Origin of the sequence: Leptolyngbya cf. ectocarpi LEGE 11479 (assembly GCF_015207065.1) — a bacterium.
GTDB classification, from domain to species: Bacteria; Cyanobacteriota; Cyanobacteriia; order Phormidesmidales; family Phormidesmidaceae; genus Leptothoe; species Leptothoe ectocarpi.
This window is the reverse complement of the sequence record NZ_JADEXP010000015.1, coordinates 23,356-39,041: the sequence shown is the minus strand read 5'-3', so window position 1 is coordinate 39,041 and position 15,686 is coordinate 23,356. Positions and strand designations below refer to the sequence as shown.

Annotated in this window: 16 protein-coding genes; 6 read left to right on the top strand and 10 right to left on the bottom strand. The window is 49.9% G+C overall.

Going from position 1 to position 15,686, the window contains the following annotated elements; genetic code table 11:
• Positions 1–163 precede the first annotated feature (163 nt).
• Together IQ260_RS03435 and IQ260_RS03430 are read right to left on the bottom strand one after the other, a co-directional pair.
• Positions 164–934, bottom strand: coding sequence for a hypothetical protein (locus IQ260_RS03435; protein WP_193990869.1), 771 nt, complete (start codon positions 932–934; stop codon positions 164–166).
• 280 nt (positions 935–1,214) lie between these two features.
• The gene (locus tag IQ260_RS03430) at positions 1,215–1,778 is read right to left on the bottom strand and encodes a Uma2 family endonuclease (protein ID WP_193990867.1); all 564 of its coding nucleotides are present in this window, start codon (positions 1,776–1,778) and stop codon (positions 1,215–1,217) included.
• A gap of 91 nt (positions 1,779–1,869) precedes the next feature.
• Between IQ260_RS03430 and IQ260_RS03425 the strand changes: the two genes are divergently transcribed.
• Positions 1,870–2,502 carry a glutathione S-transferase family protein gene (locus tag IQ260_RS03425; RefSeq protein ID WP_193990865.1) on the top strand — a complete coding sequence of 211 codons (633 nt, stop codon included), beginning with the start codon at positions 1,870–1,872 and terminating at the stop codon, positions 2,500–2,502.
• 32 nt (positions 2,503–2,534) lie between these two features.
• Here the strand turns inward: IQ260_RS03425 and IQ260_RS03420 are convergent, their stop codons facing one another.
• Together IQ260_RS03420 and IQ260_RS03415 are read right to left on the bottom strand one after the other, a co-directional pair.
• Positions 2,535–3,869 carry a TrkH family potassium uptake protein gene (locus tag IQ260_RS03420; protein WP_193990863.1) on the bottom strand — a complete coding sequence of 445 codons (1,335 nt, stop codon included), beginning with the start codon at positions 3,867–3,869 and terminating at the stop codon, positions 2,535–2,537.
• Between the two features lie 253 nt (positions 3,870–4,122).
• Positions 4,123–5,367, bottom strand: coding sequence for a DUF3747 domain-containing protein (locus IQ260_RS03415; RefSeq protein WP_193990861.1), 1,245 nt, complete (start codon positions 5,365–5,367; stop codon positions 4,123–4,125).
• A 176-nt stretch (positions 5,368–5,543) separates the two neighbouring features.
• Between IQ260_RS03415 and IQ260_RS03410 the strand changes: the two genes are divergently transcribed.
• On the top strand, positions 5,544–6,191 hold the full coding sequence (locus IQ260_RS03410; RefSeq protein ID WP_193990859.1) for a pentapeptide repeat-containing protein: 648 nt from the start codon (positions 5,544–5,546) through the stop codon (positions 6,189–6,191).
• A 76-nt stretch (positions 6,192–6,267) separates the two neighbouring features.
• Here the strand turns inward: IQ260_RS03410 and IQ260_RS03405 are convergent, their stop codons facing one another.
• The gene (locus IQ260_RS03405) at positions 6,268–6,546 is read right to left on the bottom strand and encodes a DUF2470 domain-containing protein (protein WP_193990857.1); all 279 of its coding nucleotides are present in this window, start codon (positions 6,544–6,546) and stop codon (positions 6,268–6,270) included.
• Between the two features lie 53 nt (positions 6,547–6,599).
• On the opposite strand from IQ260_RS03405, the gene IQ260_RS03400 reads away from it, so the two are divergent.
• Entirely contained in the window at positions 6,600–7,022 is a 423-nt protein-coding gene (locus tag IQ260_RS03400; protein ID WP_228015473.1) for a hypothetical protein, read from the top strand.
• Between the two features lie 75 nt (positions 7,023–7,097).
• Positions 7,098–7,340 (top strand): 2Fe-2S iron-sulfur cluster-binding protein, encoded by a 243-nt coding sequence (locus IQ260_RS03395; RefSeq protein WP_193990855.1) that lies wholly within the window; start codon positions 7,098–7,100, stop codon positions 7,338–7,340.
• A gap of 45 nt (positions 7,341–7,385) precedes the next feature.
• On the opposite strand, the gene IQ260_RS03390 is transcribed toward IQ260_RS03395, so the two are convergent.
• A complete protein-coding gene (locus tag IQ260_RS03390) occupies positions 7,386–8,450 on the bottom strand; it encodes a septal ring lytic transglycosylase RlpA family protein (RefSeq protein WP_193990853.1) in 1,065 nt (354 codons plus the stop codon).
• Between the two features lie 525 nt (positions 8,451–8,975).
• Here IQ260_RS03390 and IQ260_RS03385 point away from each other — a divergent pair.
• Positions 8,976–9,824, top strand: a complete 849-nt coding sequence (locus IQ260_RS03385; RefSeq protein ID WP_193990851.1) for a M20/M25/M40 family metallo-hydrolase — start codon at positions 8,976–8,978, stop codon at positions 9,822–9,824.
• Positions 9,825–9,828: 4 nt separating this feature from the next.
• Here IQ260_RS03385 and sbcD read toward each other — a convergent pair whose 3' ends face one another.
• The 4 genes from sbcD to cysH all read right to left on the bottom strand — a co-directional run bounded on the left by sbcD (position 9,829) and on the right by cysH (position 15,221).
• Entirely contained in the window at positions 9,829–11,121 is a 1,293-nt protein-coding gene (gene sbcD / locus IQ260_RS03380; RefSeq protein ID WP_193990849.1) for an exonuclease subunit SbcD, read from the bottom strand.
• Between the two features lie 89 nt (positions 11,122–11,210).
• The gene (locus IQ260_RS03375; protein WP_193990847.1) at positions 11,211–12,665 is read right to left on the bottom strand and encodes a pyridoxal phosphate-dependent decarboxylase family protein; all 1,455 of its coding nucleotides are present in this window, start codon (positions 12,663–12,665) and stop codon (positions 11,211–11,213) included.
• Between the two features lie 50 nt (positions 12,666–12,715).
• Positions 12,716–14,290, bottom strand: coding sequence for a D-Ala-D-Ala carboxypeptidase family metallohydrolase (locus IQ260_RS03370; protein ID WP_193990845.1), 1,575 nt, complete (start codon positions 14,288–14,290; stop codon positions 12,716–12,718).
• A gap of 187 nt (positions 14,291–14,477) precedes the next feature.
• Positions 14,478–15,221, bottom strand: a complete 744-nt coding sequence (gene cysH, locus IQ260_RS03365; protein WP_193990843.1) for a phosphoadenosine phosphosulfate reductase — start codon at positions 15,219–15,221, stop codon at positions 14,478–14,480.
• Positions 15,222–15,389: 168 nt separating this feature from the next.
• Here cysH and IQ260_RS03360 point away from each other — a divergent pair, with 168 nt between their 5' ends.
• On the top strand, positions 15,390–15,686 hold the full coding sequence (locus tag IQ260_RS03360) for a glutaredoxin family protein (RefSeq protein ID WP_193990841.1): 297 nt from the start codon (positions 15,390–15,392) through the stop codon (positions 15,684–15,686).

The window sequence follows — 15,686 nt, the reverse complement described above, 5'->3', positions numbered from 1 at the left end:
GTGCTACGACCAGTGGAACCGCATGGCGTTTTATACAGTTAGAAGGCAAGGTAGTAACAATTGATTTAACTGACTATCCTCTACCACCACTGGCTAGTATTCTCGGAATGTTGGCTTGGATGATTGAGACGATTTGAATATCTGAGAATTTAATACTGTTTGCTCAACAGCGCCAATCCTCGTAGAAACCTATGATAAAGCTCGCAATCGGATGATTGATCATCTGATTTAGTGCTTCTCTGCACCCATTTTCTAAAGCTTTAGCAACACGAACAGAGAACTTTGAATCATTTTGAAGACGCTCAAAAGCTTTAGCTGCTAACTTTTTATAATTGGCATCTGGACATTGCTCTGTGACATACTTAATTTCTTGCTTTATGAGACTCGCAAGATTTTTCAGCTCATCATCAGTGATATATCTCGCAGAGGTTGGATAGTTTGTGATGATTGTATTTTGTATATTAGACCTATGTGCTTGGAGAGATTCAATCTGATTGGAAAGTTGTTTGATACGAGCTTCACATCGTAATACTGACTTTTGCAGAACTTGCATTTGCTGCCCCATTTCGGGGCTCTTGATCACCAAACCTGAGAACTTCGACTTAAGAGTTCGTATCTGTCTTCTCTGAAGGTGAATAAGTTGTTGATCAGCAAGTGATTGAGTCGTTAGACTTTCCAATCCATCTCTCAAATACTGAATAAGAAGACGTACTTCTTTAATTTCACTAATATTTTGAGAGAGCGTTTTATCCGGATAACTATCTCTTAGCTTTAAATTTTTTGAAAACCTAAAATACTTCTTGACATCAGGTTTAGGAGGCGAAGGCTCCGGATTAATATCCTCTTCTACTCTCTGCTCTGTATCAAAGGTATTGAGATAGTTATCTAAAGCATTGAGAAGATCAGAAATTGGAGGTAGATCTTCTGGAAGCATAGTCAGTATGAGCACCAATGCGCATTAACAGGAGTACTACCAGTTGAAAACCTTACAGGGATAGATCACGTACGACATCTAAACTTCTATCGCTCAAATAATCACATACCTCCAAAGCTCGTATGCTTATCGTGTTAGAAGCTTCGAATACATTTACGTGTGTATACATAAAATTACTATTTACTATGTGGCTTATCCGGAAAAACTTTAAGTAATCCTTGAAAACTTTCCCAATCCTTGATTAAATCTCCACAACTTTTGTAGCGATACTAATTGCTGCTTATTGAGGCAATACTAACCAGTCAAAAATATCTTGGGCAGATAGAGCTAACTCAAGATCAGACAATACAGGCACTATTTCTTGATTGCGATGTAGCTTGATGCGTGATTCTGACGAAATGGTTAGGACACTGTCCGCTTCGGGGTCCAGCAACCACCCCAATTCAGTTCCATGCTCAATACAGTGCAATAGTTTTTCTAGAGGCTTTGTCTGAGCCTGTGCTGGCGATAAAATTTCAATTGCCCAGTCAGGATAGGTCTCAAACCGATTGGCAATACGCCCGGATGCCTTACGAGGAATGCGCTGCCAGCGAAATACAGAAACATCTGGCACAACTACTGCTCCGCCAAATACACAACGCAGTTCTGAAAAGGCTTTGGCAATACGCTGAGATTCTGCCACTCCATCAATTGCTTTACATAATGCCACCTGCAGTAAGCTATGTTCCCCCTGTGGCATTGGCTTTTGAACTAGCTGATTGTTGATAAATTCACTGGCAGGTTGAGTTTCTGGTAGTTTCAGAAATGCATCTAATGTTAAGGACTGAACGCGGGTTTGTACCATAGCGGATTATAGATGAAGCGACGCTGTCCATGAGCATTAGCTAGCCCACATGGCTTAATTTACTGTTATTTTATTCCACTCATCAGCAACCATGCCAAACATCATCCTCTACGGTACTCCTATCAGCACCTACGTTCGTACTGTTCGTTTGCTGTTAGCAGAGACCAATACCGACTATGAACTCAAGGATATCGGCATTTTTAATGGCGATAATAAAAGTGACGAGTATTTGAAAAAGCAGCCCTTTGGGAAAGTGCCAGTTCTAGAAATTGATGGAGAAGAAATTTATGAAACCAGCGTAATTACCCAATATTTGGATCAAAAGCTCGGCGATGGTCAGTACAGTCCATCTGATTTACTCGCCCAAGCACGGATGCGTCAGATTATCTCAATTATTGATAGCTATCTCTATCCCTCTGCCATTGGCTCAATTGTGATTCAGCGTTTGATTGTGCCTCAACAGGGTGGCCAGCCAGACGACAATGTGGTGCAAGCGTCCATTCCCATGGTTAGACAAGCACTGAAGGCGATTGAAGTATTGCAAACTGGCAATCCTTTTCTGTTGGGGCAGAGTGCTAGTCTGGCCGATTTTCATCTCATTCCGATTTTTGTTTATCTGGCACAAACACCGGAGTTTGAAGCCGTGATGGCCAATACGCCTAAGCTAAGAGTCTGGTGGGAGCAGGCCAAAGCGTTGAACAGCGTACAGCAAGTATGTGCCTAGAGTAGGTTATGTCCTTCTAGGCAATCAAACGGTCATCCCACCAGTAGATCTTCTTCTGGGTAGTGAATGCTGGTGGGTTTGGGATCTCCTAAGAGGGCGGACATGAGTAGTAAGATCCCCACACGACCAATGTACATAGTGACAATGACAACGAGCTGCCCCAGGGTGGATAGCTCAGACGTGATGCCTGTGGACAAGCCCACTGTGGCAAAGGCAGATACTGTCTCAAAGAGCAGATCGATAAACTCAATACCGGGCTCTGTTAGCGATAGCAAAATGGTCACCATCACCACCGTCATGCCAGACGCTACCACGACGCCAACAGCTTTAAGCACCCGTTTATCTGGGATTTCCCGCTGATAGGCTAGGACCTCGTCTTCACCTTTGAGGACGGTGCGGGTGCAGTTGAGCAAAATCCTCACCGTAGTGGTTTTGATGCCCCCACCGGTACTGCCAGGACTTGCACCGATAAACATGAGTGCGATCGCAATAAACAAAGAACTCGTCTCCATCGCCCCAATATCAATGGAATTAAAGCCAGCAGTGCGCATAATCACCGATTGAAAGCCCGCCTCCAACAGCTTCACATTCAAGGGTTCAGGCCCTAGGGTAGCGGGGTTCACAAACTCAACGGCAAAAAAGGCTAGGGTGCCCAGGGCCAGCAAAATGAGGGAGGTGCTGGTGACCACCTTGAAGTGTAGAGAAAAAACCTGATGCTGACGTTTGCGGCGGATGCGATCGCGCACCCATATAAACATCTCCATAATCACCTGATAGCCAATACCCCCCAGAATCACCAGAGCCGCAATCACCCCATTAATCCACGGCGACCGCGCATACTGCACCAAGCTATCCTCAAATAGACTGAACCCCGCATTGTTAAACGCGCTGATGCTATGAAACAGCGACAGCCACAGACTCCGCCCTGCCCCATAATCATTGGCAAAGCGCGGCATCAGCAAAAATACACCGCTCAGCTCAAAAATCATCGTCATCGCAATGATTGACTTAATCAGCGATGCCGCAGACGACAATTCAGCCGTATCCAATGATTGCTGGATCGCCAACCGGTCTTTGAGCCCCAACCGTTTCCCCAACAGCAGCAGTAACAACGTAGTCGCTGTCATATAGCCTAGACCACCCAGCTGTATGAGCAGCAAAATAATCCCCTGACCCAAAGGAGAAAAATAGGACCCCGTATCTACCACAATCAGGCCCGTGACACAGACAGCTGATGTTGCCGTAAATAAAGCTACCACAGGGTTATTCCATTCACCACTGGCGGTGGCTAACGGCAGCATCAGCAAGAGTGTGCCAACGGTGATTACGGTTAAAAAGCCAACACACACAGTCCTCGAAACGGTCATGGATGATTTACTCGCATAGTCCTAGTCCAGGATTACCATAACCGCAGCAAAAGCACGTGTCCCATCCGTAGGATATGGCCTTCATACTTAGACCTAACTCTACGTAACATTTTGCTGGTCATTACACCTGTCTTATGGATCTGGGCATCAGACAGGTGTGGTTGCCATAAAAAACAACGCTGGTAGGCTTTTTCCCAGCGTTGTTTTTACTTATTCAAAAGCTTTAAGCGAGAGCGCCTTCCTCAGGCCATCCCTAATTGGGGCAATCAACCAAACGTACAACAGCGGTAGCCGCATAGTTGCGTAGAGCATCACTGTTGGGCACAAAAGCAGAACCTGACTCATTCACAGGTGTCGCAATCCCACAGTAGGCCGAAAGACTCGAGATCACATCAGCGGCCCAGTGCCCCTGGGTATCTGAGAACGCAAAGGCTTGCTGAGTTGGAGTCAACGCGGTGCCCTGACCCAGAACCCGTTTACGATACTCCGCCGCTCGTCGAACAACAGCCATCATCTCAGCCCGAGTGACCTCTTGGGCCGGACGAAAATCGCCAGTGGGATAGCCGCTGACAATGCCGCTCTGGCTCGCAAACTGAATCTTGGCCGCGCTCCAGCGGTTGCTAGCGACATCGGTAAAGGGGTTTGTCGTCACCTGACTAGGCAGGGCAATGGATATATTGTCCTGGGCATCCAGTGCCTCAATCACCATGGACACCAGCTGCTCACGAGTTAAGGCATTGCGAGGACGAAATGTACCATCCTGGAAACCCGCAATAAAGCCAATCTCTACAGCACGGCTAATTTGAGTCGCATAGACGTCATTGGTCACATCCCGGAAGGTAACCGTAGTTGGCGGTTCAGTCACGGGCGGTTCAGTCACGGGTGGCTCAGTCACCACTGGCCCACCCCCTTGTTCCACTAGGGCAGCCAGCGTGGCATCGTTGGTGAGGTATAGGTGCCCGAGTGTGCGGCCTTCAAAGGAGCGTCGGGTCAGACGCCAACCGGGATTTAGAAAGATTTTGGTGAACCCATTGCTCGCCTGGCCAAATGTGCGCCCCAGCTTCAACGGCGGTGAATTGCGATAGGGATTGGTGGGAAACGAACTGGGCTTAGCAACCAGGATATATTCGCCGTTTTCTTCGTCAATGGAAAGATTAAAACGGCTACCGGCGTCGCCATCACCCGCACGCAGTGAGTAACCATTACTGTCGGTGCTACGACCACAGATACCACTAAAGTCAAAGTTGAGCAGTAAGGGCTCAATTTGAGTGGGGTTGGATCCTGACTCGCTCCAACACTGCTGAGCATCGGTCTTTTGCTCGATGATCATAAATTCTGGACGACCCAGCAGGCCGCCACCAGGGGCCGCCACCAAGACAAAGTCTTCTTGGGACACCTCAATGTTGTCAAAAGCTTGGGCATCTACGCGGGTAGTCGCTCCAAAAATAGTCATGGTAGCTGCGGTAGCTGCAGCGATCGCTAAGCGGAATGGTTTCATGGTGTGTTCGTTGAAATTGAACTATGAGCAGGACCTGACTTGAGTATTGCCCGAGGGGCAAAGGGGCATGACGTGACAGTAATTTTTCTTGATAGAAACTAGACCACAAACTTGTCTCGGTCATGGAAAGTTTGACACGATAGAGTTGTTTTAGCGGAGTTTCGAGGAATTTTTAAATGCAATCGATGGTTCAAGAAATAACCCAGTGGTTACAACAGTGTGGCAAGAGCCCGGTCGCTTTAGTGGCCGTCACAGCATTTACGTTAACATTGGCCCACAGCTCAACTGCCCAGGCAGTAGACGAAAACGACTTAAAACGCTTGATTGAGACCAATGAATGTCCAGGTTGCGATCTGCAGGAAGCGGATTTACGCCGTCTGAATCTCACAGGTGCCAATCTAGAAGGTGCCAACCTGAGGGAAGCCAATTTTTTCTATGCGATTTTAGATGGGGCTAATCTTTCGGGAGCCGATCTAAGGGCAACCAACTTTGCCTCTGTCAGAGCGGTAGCGATTATTAGTGATGTCCTGGATAGCGAGGGCAATAATCTGATATTCCCAGCCCAATTTATTGGTGCTGACTTTGAGGGTGCTCTGCTCAACTATGCTGACTTCTCCGATGCGCTGATGGAGGAGGCCAACTTTCAAGATGCCTACATTCACAAAACTCGGTTTATCGCTACCGACCTACGATTCTCAAATTTTGAGACAACCTATGTCCATGACGTTGACTTGAACAGGGCCAATCTCTGTGGTTCTACGTATTGGGGAGGCAATGATTATCGACGCGATTGTACCGTCCCTGACACCGACTTGGAAGAATAGCTGAAGAGTAAGAGCTTAGCACTGGTCACGATTTACGCTTCACTGCCCTTACCCTGATTTTAGTGAGTGCAGGGCACTATGCGGGTTTCACCTGCTTTAGCATCTCTACCAGTACATGATGGGCATCCTTGGCATCGGTTAAGGGACGTTCAAAACTGATGCGCACAGGAGTAGGTTGTCCCTCCACGGTGGCGTCTAAGTCCATACCGTTGGTGTCGATGGCTTTCATGGTGGCAGCGGTGGCAGCGGTGGCATCACCAAATTTTTGCGCATAGAGCAGCACCGCGTCGGCATGATCGTCATTCATGTGTTTGCAGATGCGATCGCTAACGGTGGTTGTGATTGCGTCAGCCATAGAATTTTCCTACAAAATTTCGTACACTACTGTTCTAAATCATAGGCCGGGTTTTGACACAAATAGTATCAACACATCCCCCGCCCAGCGAGCATCCCTGGCCAACGGGGCATATCTTCCAAAGTCCCGGTGCCCACTTGACCTACCGCGTCATTGGGCCATGTTGTCAATTATTTGATCGTGAGCAACTTCCCTGGCCCTGCTGCCGCCTCCAATGGCGCGGCAAAGAACCCAGCTGGCGACGTATTGGAGCGCGTTTTATTGTCGATTTGGCCACCAAATGCCATCCATCCTACTGTGTTGAAATCATCGGTCAAGGGTATCGAGCGAAGCCGATTGTAATTACCCTGTACACCAGCAAGCTATCCCAAGAAATGCAGCACTGGTGGCACACAAAGCGACGCTATTTGGAGCACGTCCCCCTAGATACAGCCATTGCAAGGGGTATCGAAAAGACAACGATTGAGTCTGCCTAACTCACGCAGGCTAGCCCAGAAATCCTGCGATAGGATGAGTAGTACTGCTTTGTAATTCATATTGACGAACATCCTATGAGCGTTGAGGTTCGTTTTCTACCTGATCAAGTGACCATATCAGCAACACCGGGAGAGCCCATCTTGCAAGTTGCTGAGCGGGCAGGAGTCAATATTCCCACCGGCTGCTTGATGGGGTCTTGCCACGCCTGTGAAGTTGAGGTTGAAGGGCAAGATGAGACTATCTGTGCCTGCATTTCAGCGGTACCGGCCACCCCGTCCCCCTATGTGATCAACCTCTATGTGGATCCCACCTGGTGATGGCCTCAGCCACAAAAGTCAGTCCTGACGGACGACTCATGGGCACTAATTTACTGAGAGGGCAGCGGTGACTGGCTGTTCCAAAATCACGGCCTCATAGGGAATAACACCGGTTTGCTCACTGCCCAGGCAGTGGGCAGCCGCTTTTGACAAATCCAGGGAACGTTTCCCCACGTAAGGGCCTCGATCGTTGACGCGCACCACAACGGTCTGATCATTTTTTAAGTTACGGACCTGCAGCAAGGTGTTAAATGGCAAGGATTTGTGGGCAGCGGTGAGCGTATTTTGATCAAAAATTTCACCGTTGGCCGTGAGCCGCCCATGGAAATACGGACCGTACCAAGAGGCCAGACCATTGAGCTGTTGCTCAGAAGGATGCAAACCCTTGAGCATAATCTCGATCTCGCCTGCATCTAGAGGTACCACCCCCATGGCTTGTCGTAGCTGATCACTCCAGGTAATCGCAGCCCATTCACTTTCACTATTCATGGCCAGCTGCGTAGAGCCTTCATTGACCAGACTCACAAGAATATCTTGACTCAGACGAATAGCAGGCTGATTGTTCTCTCCTAAGACAGGGGCAATGTCATGAGGATTGAAGGGCTCATCTACCAGCATTTCCTGCAAAGCTTGCACTACGTACTCAGGGCCATGGGTCCCACGAATATCACCAATTACGGTTCCCCGTAGCAATACTTGAAATAGGGTGTCTAGCCGTGCTGTGTCTTGGGGTTTCTCAACCTCAACACATCGACTTAGATTATCCCGTCCAGGAATTGGGGACACTTTTTGCAGAGTGGCAGTTACCGGCTCACGCGGGTTAGCCACCCTAGCATCTTGACCAGGCGAATTCGTACTTGGCTTGGGAACTTCTACTGCTGGGATAGCCCCTACCGAAAGGGTCGATACTGGGGGCGAAGAGTCAGTAGCTGGCTCTAACGAGAGTGTAAACAGCGTTTCTAGAGATACAGCCACAGCTGCCAGGTTTAAAGGCTCTAGCAGCTGAAAGGAGCCGGGAAGTAACGCTTTTAACGCTGCGCTATCAGTAGACGGTACAGGCTGCCTCTTGGTGTTCGACATCACGCTCACTGACTGCGATGATACAGCCATAGCATTTAGCAACGCCGAAGAGACAGGTGATAGCCCAACTGGTCTGGCTTGGCCGACACTATCCATCAAGGCTGGAACTGCGGATACGGATACGTCAAGAACCGGTACATCAAACATAGATGAACTGACAGGCAAACACTTTAAAAAAAGCAACTCCAGGTTTAAAACTGAAACAAGAATTTCAATTTTTTATACGCTGGCAGCTGCTGCCAGAAAAATAGGAAATAACGCTAGTCTCTGGTCCGGACAGTTGTATCTAAAGTTACATTCAGTTCAGTATACCGTCTGTTCTAAACATTAATTTCGATCTGCCATCAGCTCCATAACTGCTCAGAGGACAGGGACCTGGCCCACTAGCGCTGTAATGACCGGCCCCATAGGCAATTGCTTGGCCTGCGGTTAGCCTGATTTTACTACCGGCAATAAGTAAAATAAATCTTTAGCTCAAAGAGCATAGATCATCGTCATACAGACCCCTGCTGGTATCTGTTAATCGCTCCGTGATAATGGGCACTGAGTTTTGCCATGACCTATAACGACGTCAAAAAACGGTTAGTCGCACATCTCAAAGAGCTGATCCGTGAACGGGATCCGTACCTGGCCACCCAGGGCCACTATTATGCACAGCGCTACATTCAGGCTCAGCTCAACCAGTGGGGCACTGCTACAGCTATAGCCTTTACCCATCAGGGGCATGAGTATTACAATCTGTGCCTTGATTTACCGGGTCAGCAGATGCTGCCACCTGTGGTGATTGGAGCCCATTACGATACTGTGCCCGGATGCCCAGGTGCTGATGATAATGCCACCGGAGTCGCTGTGTTATTGGAACTGGCTCGACAGTTTTCTCAGCAGCCCTCGCGACGTCCTATTCGGTTGGTAGCCTTTGATTTAGAAGAATATGGCTTGGTGGGGAGTCAGGCCTATGTGCAGAGGCTAGAAAAGACGCCTATTTATCTGATGCTGTCCCTGGAGATGCTGGGGTATTGTGTCAGTCAGCCCTCTGCCCACCCCAGCCAAACCTATCCTGTGGCTGGACTGCGATATATCTATCCCAAAACGGGTGATTTTATTGCCCTGATTGGCAATTGGCAAACAATTCCGACCATGTGGCGCTTTGGGCGGACCTTTGCTGCTGCCGGAGCCAGCTGCGCCTGGTTGCCAATGATCAATCGGGGAAAACCGTTGCCAACTACCCGTCGTAGTGACCATGCACCTTTTTGGGATGCGGGCTATGACGCCATTATGGTTACTGATACGGCTGACTTACGAAACCCTCACTACCATGACCCAAGCGATACGCTCGCCACGTTGGATCTAGACTTTTTAACTAAGGTTTGTATAGGACTCAGCCAGGGAATTGCACGGCTGTGAGGCACTATAAAAGCCGGAGTTGTTGATTGTGGTCGTCGTTTAGTGCGATCGCATCCAAATCCACGGCCTCCTGGGGATGCACATCATCGTCCGTCAGCAAGGCCTGGGCTGCCACCACCATGTCCTTGCTTAGATCGGCTAGATCATCGCGATTAGCTAAGTAAGTTTGGAGAGCACTGAGGGGATCTCGAATAGTGTCAGCCGTTAACTCAGGCAGGCGGGGGCGAGTAAGCTGACTCACTAACTCAGGGTGAATAGTATAGGCATGGGCCTCAGCTAACGCCTGATGCAACGCACCATGGTCAATCTCGTCAATTTGCGCCGGGCTCAGTTTATAGACCAAACGCACCACCGCATCGGCAATATCGCACTTGGCCAGAGTTTGTTCCAGATGGGCCTGAGGTGATTCTGCAGTGGAGAGATCAACGTCTACGGTTTTGAAAGCCCGGACAGGTAGGGGACAAAACTCAATTGCAGCCTGACCTGACTGAACGTCAGCTAAAACAAATCCTTTTTGTTCTTTTTCTTCGCTAAAGTCCACGCGTTCAAGACTACCAGGGTAGACCACTGGCGGGTCTTGGCACAGAATCTGGTGCTTATGGACATGTCCTAGAGCAACATAGTCAAAACACGATCGAGCTAGCATCGCCATCGGTACGGTAAACCCCTTACCAACGGCCAAAAACTTCTCGGCCCCATAGCGAGCCGTATCGGTCATGAGATGAGCCAAGAGAATACTTGGAATCGTCGGATCTAGCTGGCGTACTTCTCCTTCTAGGGCGACCCGTAGACGATCTAGCATCAGTTCATTAATGGCCCCTAGGGAAAGTCCCTCAGTGTCGGGGCGCGTGAGTAATGTGGAGTGGGTCAGCCAGGGTAGGGTGATCACCTGCACCGGACCGGCCTGGGTTTCGATCCGGTGCGTAGTTAAACTGTCGCCGACGATAATATCTGGCACGTTTAGGGTGCGATAAATGCACAAACTCGCACCGCCCATGCCCTGGGAGTGCTGATCGTGATTTCCCACTAACAGAACAGTGGGAATATGGGCGGTCACTAAGCGTTGAAACTGCTGGGCAAACGCTTGCTGCACCACAGGTGGAGGGGTGGCATCGGGAAATGCATCCCCTCCAAAGAGAACCAGATCAACCGGCTCACTGAGGGCTCGATCAATACAGCGGCTGAGGGTGATAACAAAGTCTTCTAAACGAGTATTGAGACCCGTTTCTGGATTGATATGTCCATGGCTAAAGCCACTACCCATATGGATATCGGAGAGATGAAGGATCTTTACCATGGGTATTCTGGGCTAGGGCAATAGGCGCACGGACAAGTCAGAAAGCCATAACGCTATGGCTATCAGTATCTTTGTCCTAGCTGAGAACGTCAAGTCGTCCTGACCACTGCACTGTGGGCGGTGTGATAAGCATCTATGTGGGCAAACAGCTGCTCAATATGTTCTGCAGTCGTAAACGGATTGAGTAATACGGCCTTAAGCCAGCGCTCACCTCGGTAGACCGGCAGTGACAAAAAGGTGTTGCCCTTTTGTAAGAGCCACTGTTGGAGTTGTTGATTCCAGCTATCTCTTTGGTGAGCTGGGACTCCTGAAGGCTCGGCACGAAAACAAATTAGATTCATCTGCGGCTGGCTAGCCAAAACCAAAAAAGGTCGCGCTTTGACAGCGGCAGTAAAGGCTTGGGTTAGGTCATAGTTGTGGTCAATGATGGCACTGTAGCCATCTCGACCGATGTGCTGTAGCGATAGCCATAGCTTGAGAATATCGGCATGGCGAGTCCCCTGTACAGTCAGCTCACCCAGGTTAGGCCAGTCGTTGTGATCATTCATGTAGGGAGCCAGCACCCTAAAGTGATGCTGGAGCAGATCAAACTGGCGAAACATGACCATGGCACAGGTTTTAGCCACGTATAGCCATTTTTGTGGGTTAAAGGTCACCGAGTCTGCCAGCTCAATGCCAGCTAGCTGGTAGCGGTGGCGCTGAGAAAACATGACGGCTCCACCATAGGCCGCATCCACATGGAACCAAAGCTGATGGCGCTGGGCAATTTTCGCCATATCAGCAATCGGATCAATGCTGCCGGTAACGGTGGTGCCAGCGGTGGCTACGATGGCAAACGGTTTTTGTCCGGCTGCGATCGCACGCGATATCCGAGCACTAAGATCGTCAATGTCCAGCTGAGAGTCTTTGTTAGTGGCCACTGGAATAGCGGCCTTTGTGCCCAGCCCCATGATCATGGCCGCTTTTTGAAACGATGTATGAGCAACTTCTGACACCAAGAACACGGGCTGTTGTCCCTGGGGAATGCCATGTTCTAAAGAACCAAAAGCTTGATTGCGCGCCACGATTAGCGCCTGTAAGTTAGCCAGACTGCCGCCGCTGACCAAAACGCCATTGGCCTCAGGCCCCAGACCAAACAGCTGGGTTACTTGTTGCAGAACAAGGGTTTCTAAGCGAGAGAAAACCGGCGACATTTCAACGCTCAACATGTTGTTGTTGAGGGCGGCCACAAGCAAATCGCCCACGACAGACATGGTGGTGGGGATAGAGTCCATATGACCGATGTAGCCTGGATGGGCGGCATTCATGGCATGGTGTAGCTGCGATCTCACCCTCTCCAGTAGCGACTCCACATCTACGGACCGATCCGGCACCTGCGCCCAGTCCTGGACCTCTAGAGACTCAGGCAGCGGCGAACGCTCCGTTGCCTCAGCCATGGTTTCCACCAATAGGTCCACCACCTGGTGTAGGAGGGATGCGATCGCATCCCGATTAGCACCGTCAGGCCGCATAAATGCCGTTGTCGGCAACGCCGAAAAATCCACTATGTCAATCGTTTATTGGGTATGCCCTACAAGATTACTCAATAAACCACTTAATACACCCAACGAATATGGGGTTTTCCAGGACGCATGCCCAAGTGCACAAACCCTCTGTTAGCACCATAGCCAACGCTGTGGGGATAATGCTGGTCACACCAGGCCTCTACTTCATGGACACTAACACCCTTGATATAGAAATCAACGGCTCCTTTGTCAGGGTAGTCATAAAGATGCTCCGATGTTCGAGCGCCCCCAATGCGGATATTCACCTCAGGGGGCCGATAGCCAGAGGTAATCACCAAAGGATTACCGCCAAAATGCTCCCGGCATCGTTCTAAAAACTGACAGAGTTCATAGGCCGTTTGGCATTGGTAATCGTCGCGAAAACGTCGAGCCTCGTCATACAGGGCAAATTCCCCGTAGGTAATGTGGGGAGTAATCAACGTATCAAACGACATATCCGGGGTTAGACGGTCTGCCACCGGCTGATTGCCCGCCACATCCTCAACAATTTGGTCCAAACGCTCTTCGGGAGTGTGGTCACCCGACTCCCCAGCTTCATCATGATCGTCATCCCAGTTGGGCGTCGATGACGTCACCGGCTGACAGAACAGATCGGCCTCGGCCAAACGACGACGACGCAGACCCTCCTCTACAGCACTGCCTGGATTTCTGTATTTAACAAACTGAGCCGCTATCCAACGATGGTCTTTCCAAAGCTCAGGTGAATCGCAGACCCGAGTAATGGACTCAAAGTTATCGCCTCGATAAAAACCAGAGCCCAGATTATAGGCAAAGCTATACAGAGCACCGCGCTGGTTGCTATTCATGCGGCTCCAGCTGGGAATCTTCTCCATGGCACCGCGACAGGACTTATCCACGTGATCAATTAGATAATCCTCTGCCTGGGGCTGCGTGATCGTATCCCCTTCACGCACCTGTACCCCGTCGGGGTAGCGCGTGGTGCCATAGCCGATGGTGGGCACCTCCCAGCCTCGCAGCGGATCGGCATAGGCTTTAGCGCGTCCATCCGGCAATGCCTGGGCAAAGCCTTCAAACTCTTTAATCAGCTCGATACCCGCACGGGGGATGGCGTCCAGTAATCGATCAGACGGTGGCTTAGGCTTGGGAACAGTAGGGTTGTTAGGAGGAGTCACGGTTGGGTTTCCTTGTTTAGGGACGGCAATAACACCTAGCCGATCGACCCAGCGTCCGCTATGACCATAGAAACCAATCACCTGATGGTTAGGCGGAACGGCCAAGTCCACAACGTTACCTGTCTGGGTGCCAAACAGTTTGCTGCGCCCCTGGTTGGTCAACAGCTCAACAGAGCCGACATAACGGCCACCGGGTGCTGTCAGTTTGACATTGGTAATATGCTCGTTGGCATTGAGCAATAACGACGCTTGATCCGAGCCCGTACCACCGTGGGTGGCTAGCTCCAGCTTGGACCACACCATCTGAATTTGGTCCAGATAGCGACCCACCCGTACCCGCACTTCCACAGGAGTGGAATTCCGGGCAAGCAGCCGATCGCTAGCCTGGGGCGGCCAACCAATATCAGAAAATTCCTTACCGCCGTTACCGCCTACGGATAAGCTACGCCATACACCATTCAGGGATTCCATAAGCACACTTGCCTTTGCTGAGTCAAGGTTAAGCCCCGATTCATTGCTTGAATCAAAGCTCAACTCGTTGTTGGCTATGGCTTATACATCAATTTGGTCTATGGCGATTCCGGAAGACATCAACGCTTATACATGAAGAATTATTTCATAGGGCGATTTCAATGACGTCCTTATGCAATTGGTAACCCTACCGATGTATCCCGCACTCAGTTTTGACACTGCCGCGCCAGCGACCGGCACGCTCGTCTTCTCCGGCCTGGACCTTGGTTGTTAAAGGCTGGTCACCAATGCTGCTATAGCCCTGGTCGTGGAGCGGATTATAAAAAACATCGTGGGCAAAGGTATAACGCCACAGATCCTTATGGGTCCAGTTAGCCAGGGGGTTTATTTTGATGCGACCGTCTACATCTCGCTCCAGAACTGGCATGTGCTGACGGTTTACCGACTGATCGCGCCGTCGCCCGGTAATCCATGCCTGAACGTTTAGCTCATCTAGCGCTCGCTCCATGGGTCTGACCTTGGTTAGCGAATGGAAACGCGCCACATCTTTTTCCCATAGCCGGTCACCGTAGCAGGCGATAAACTCGTCACGACTGGCGGCTGCTCGATAGGTATACAGATCGAGGTCATACAGTTCTTTTGCTTTTTGGGCCGTGGCCAACGTTTCTGGAAATAGATGCAGCGTATCTAGAAAAATGACCGGTACCCTAGCCGCCAGCTCGTGGTAGAGCATATGAGTAATGGCCCCCATACTAAAGGAGGTCATCTGAGCCAGGTTAGGAATCGTAGCGACGGCCCAGGCCAAAATTTCCTGCGGGGTGGCTGATTCAAAGCGGCGATTGAGTTCAGCCAAATCTAACTGGTCAGGCTCAAACGTATGCCTCGCTGACCGAAGAGTCGTATATGATTGCGCTTCTAAACAAGAAACCATATCTATCGATGGGCGTGTAGCCCGTAAAAATATGTCTGAAAACATCCTAGCCTATTAATCCCCCATAACCCACCGGAGAAATGTAGATTAATCCGATCTGATGGGTCGTGATAACCGTCTTTAAGTGTTTTATGAACTTTGTTTAACTACCGTAGGACAATAACAAGTATGAAAAAGCTCATATTTTACACAAAGCCTGGATGCCATCTGTGCGAAGGATTGGAAGAGAAGCTAGCTGAGCTAGCACATCTACCTATTGATGTTGAGTCTCGCGATATTACCCAGAATCCGGCCTGGTTTGCGGAATACCAGTATGAAATCCCTGTACTTTGTCGGGTGATTAGTTACCCTGAAACGCCCGAATTGGGAAAGGAACAGCCGTTACCCCGGCTCTCGCCCAGAGCACCCGTGCGTCAATTAGAAAAAATGCTGCGGACATATCTAGGCCCCTTTGAGGCAAAATAG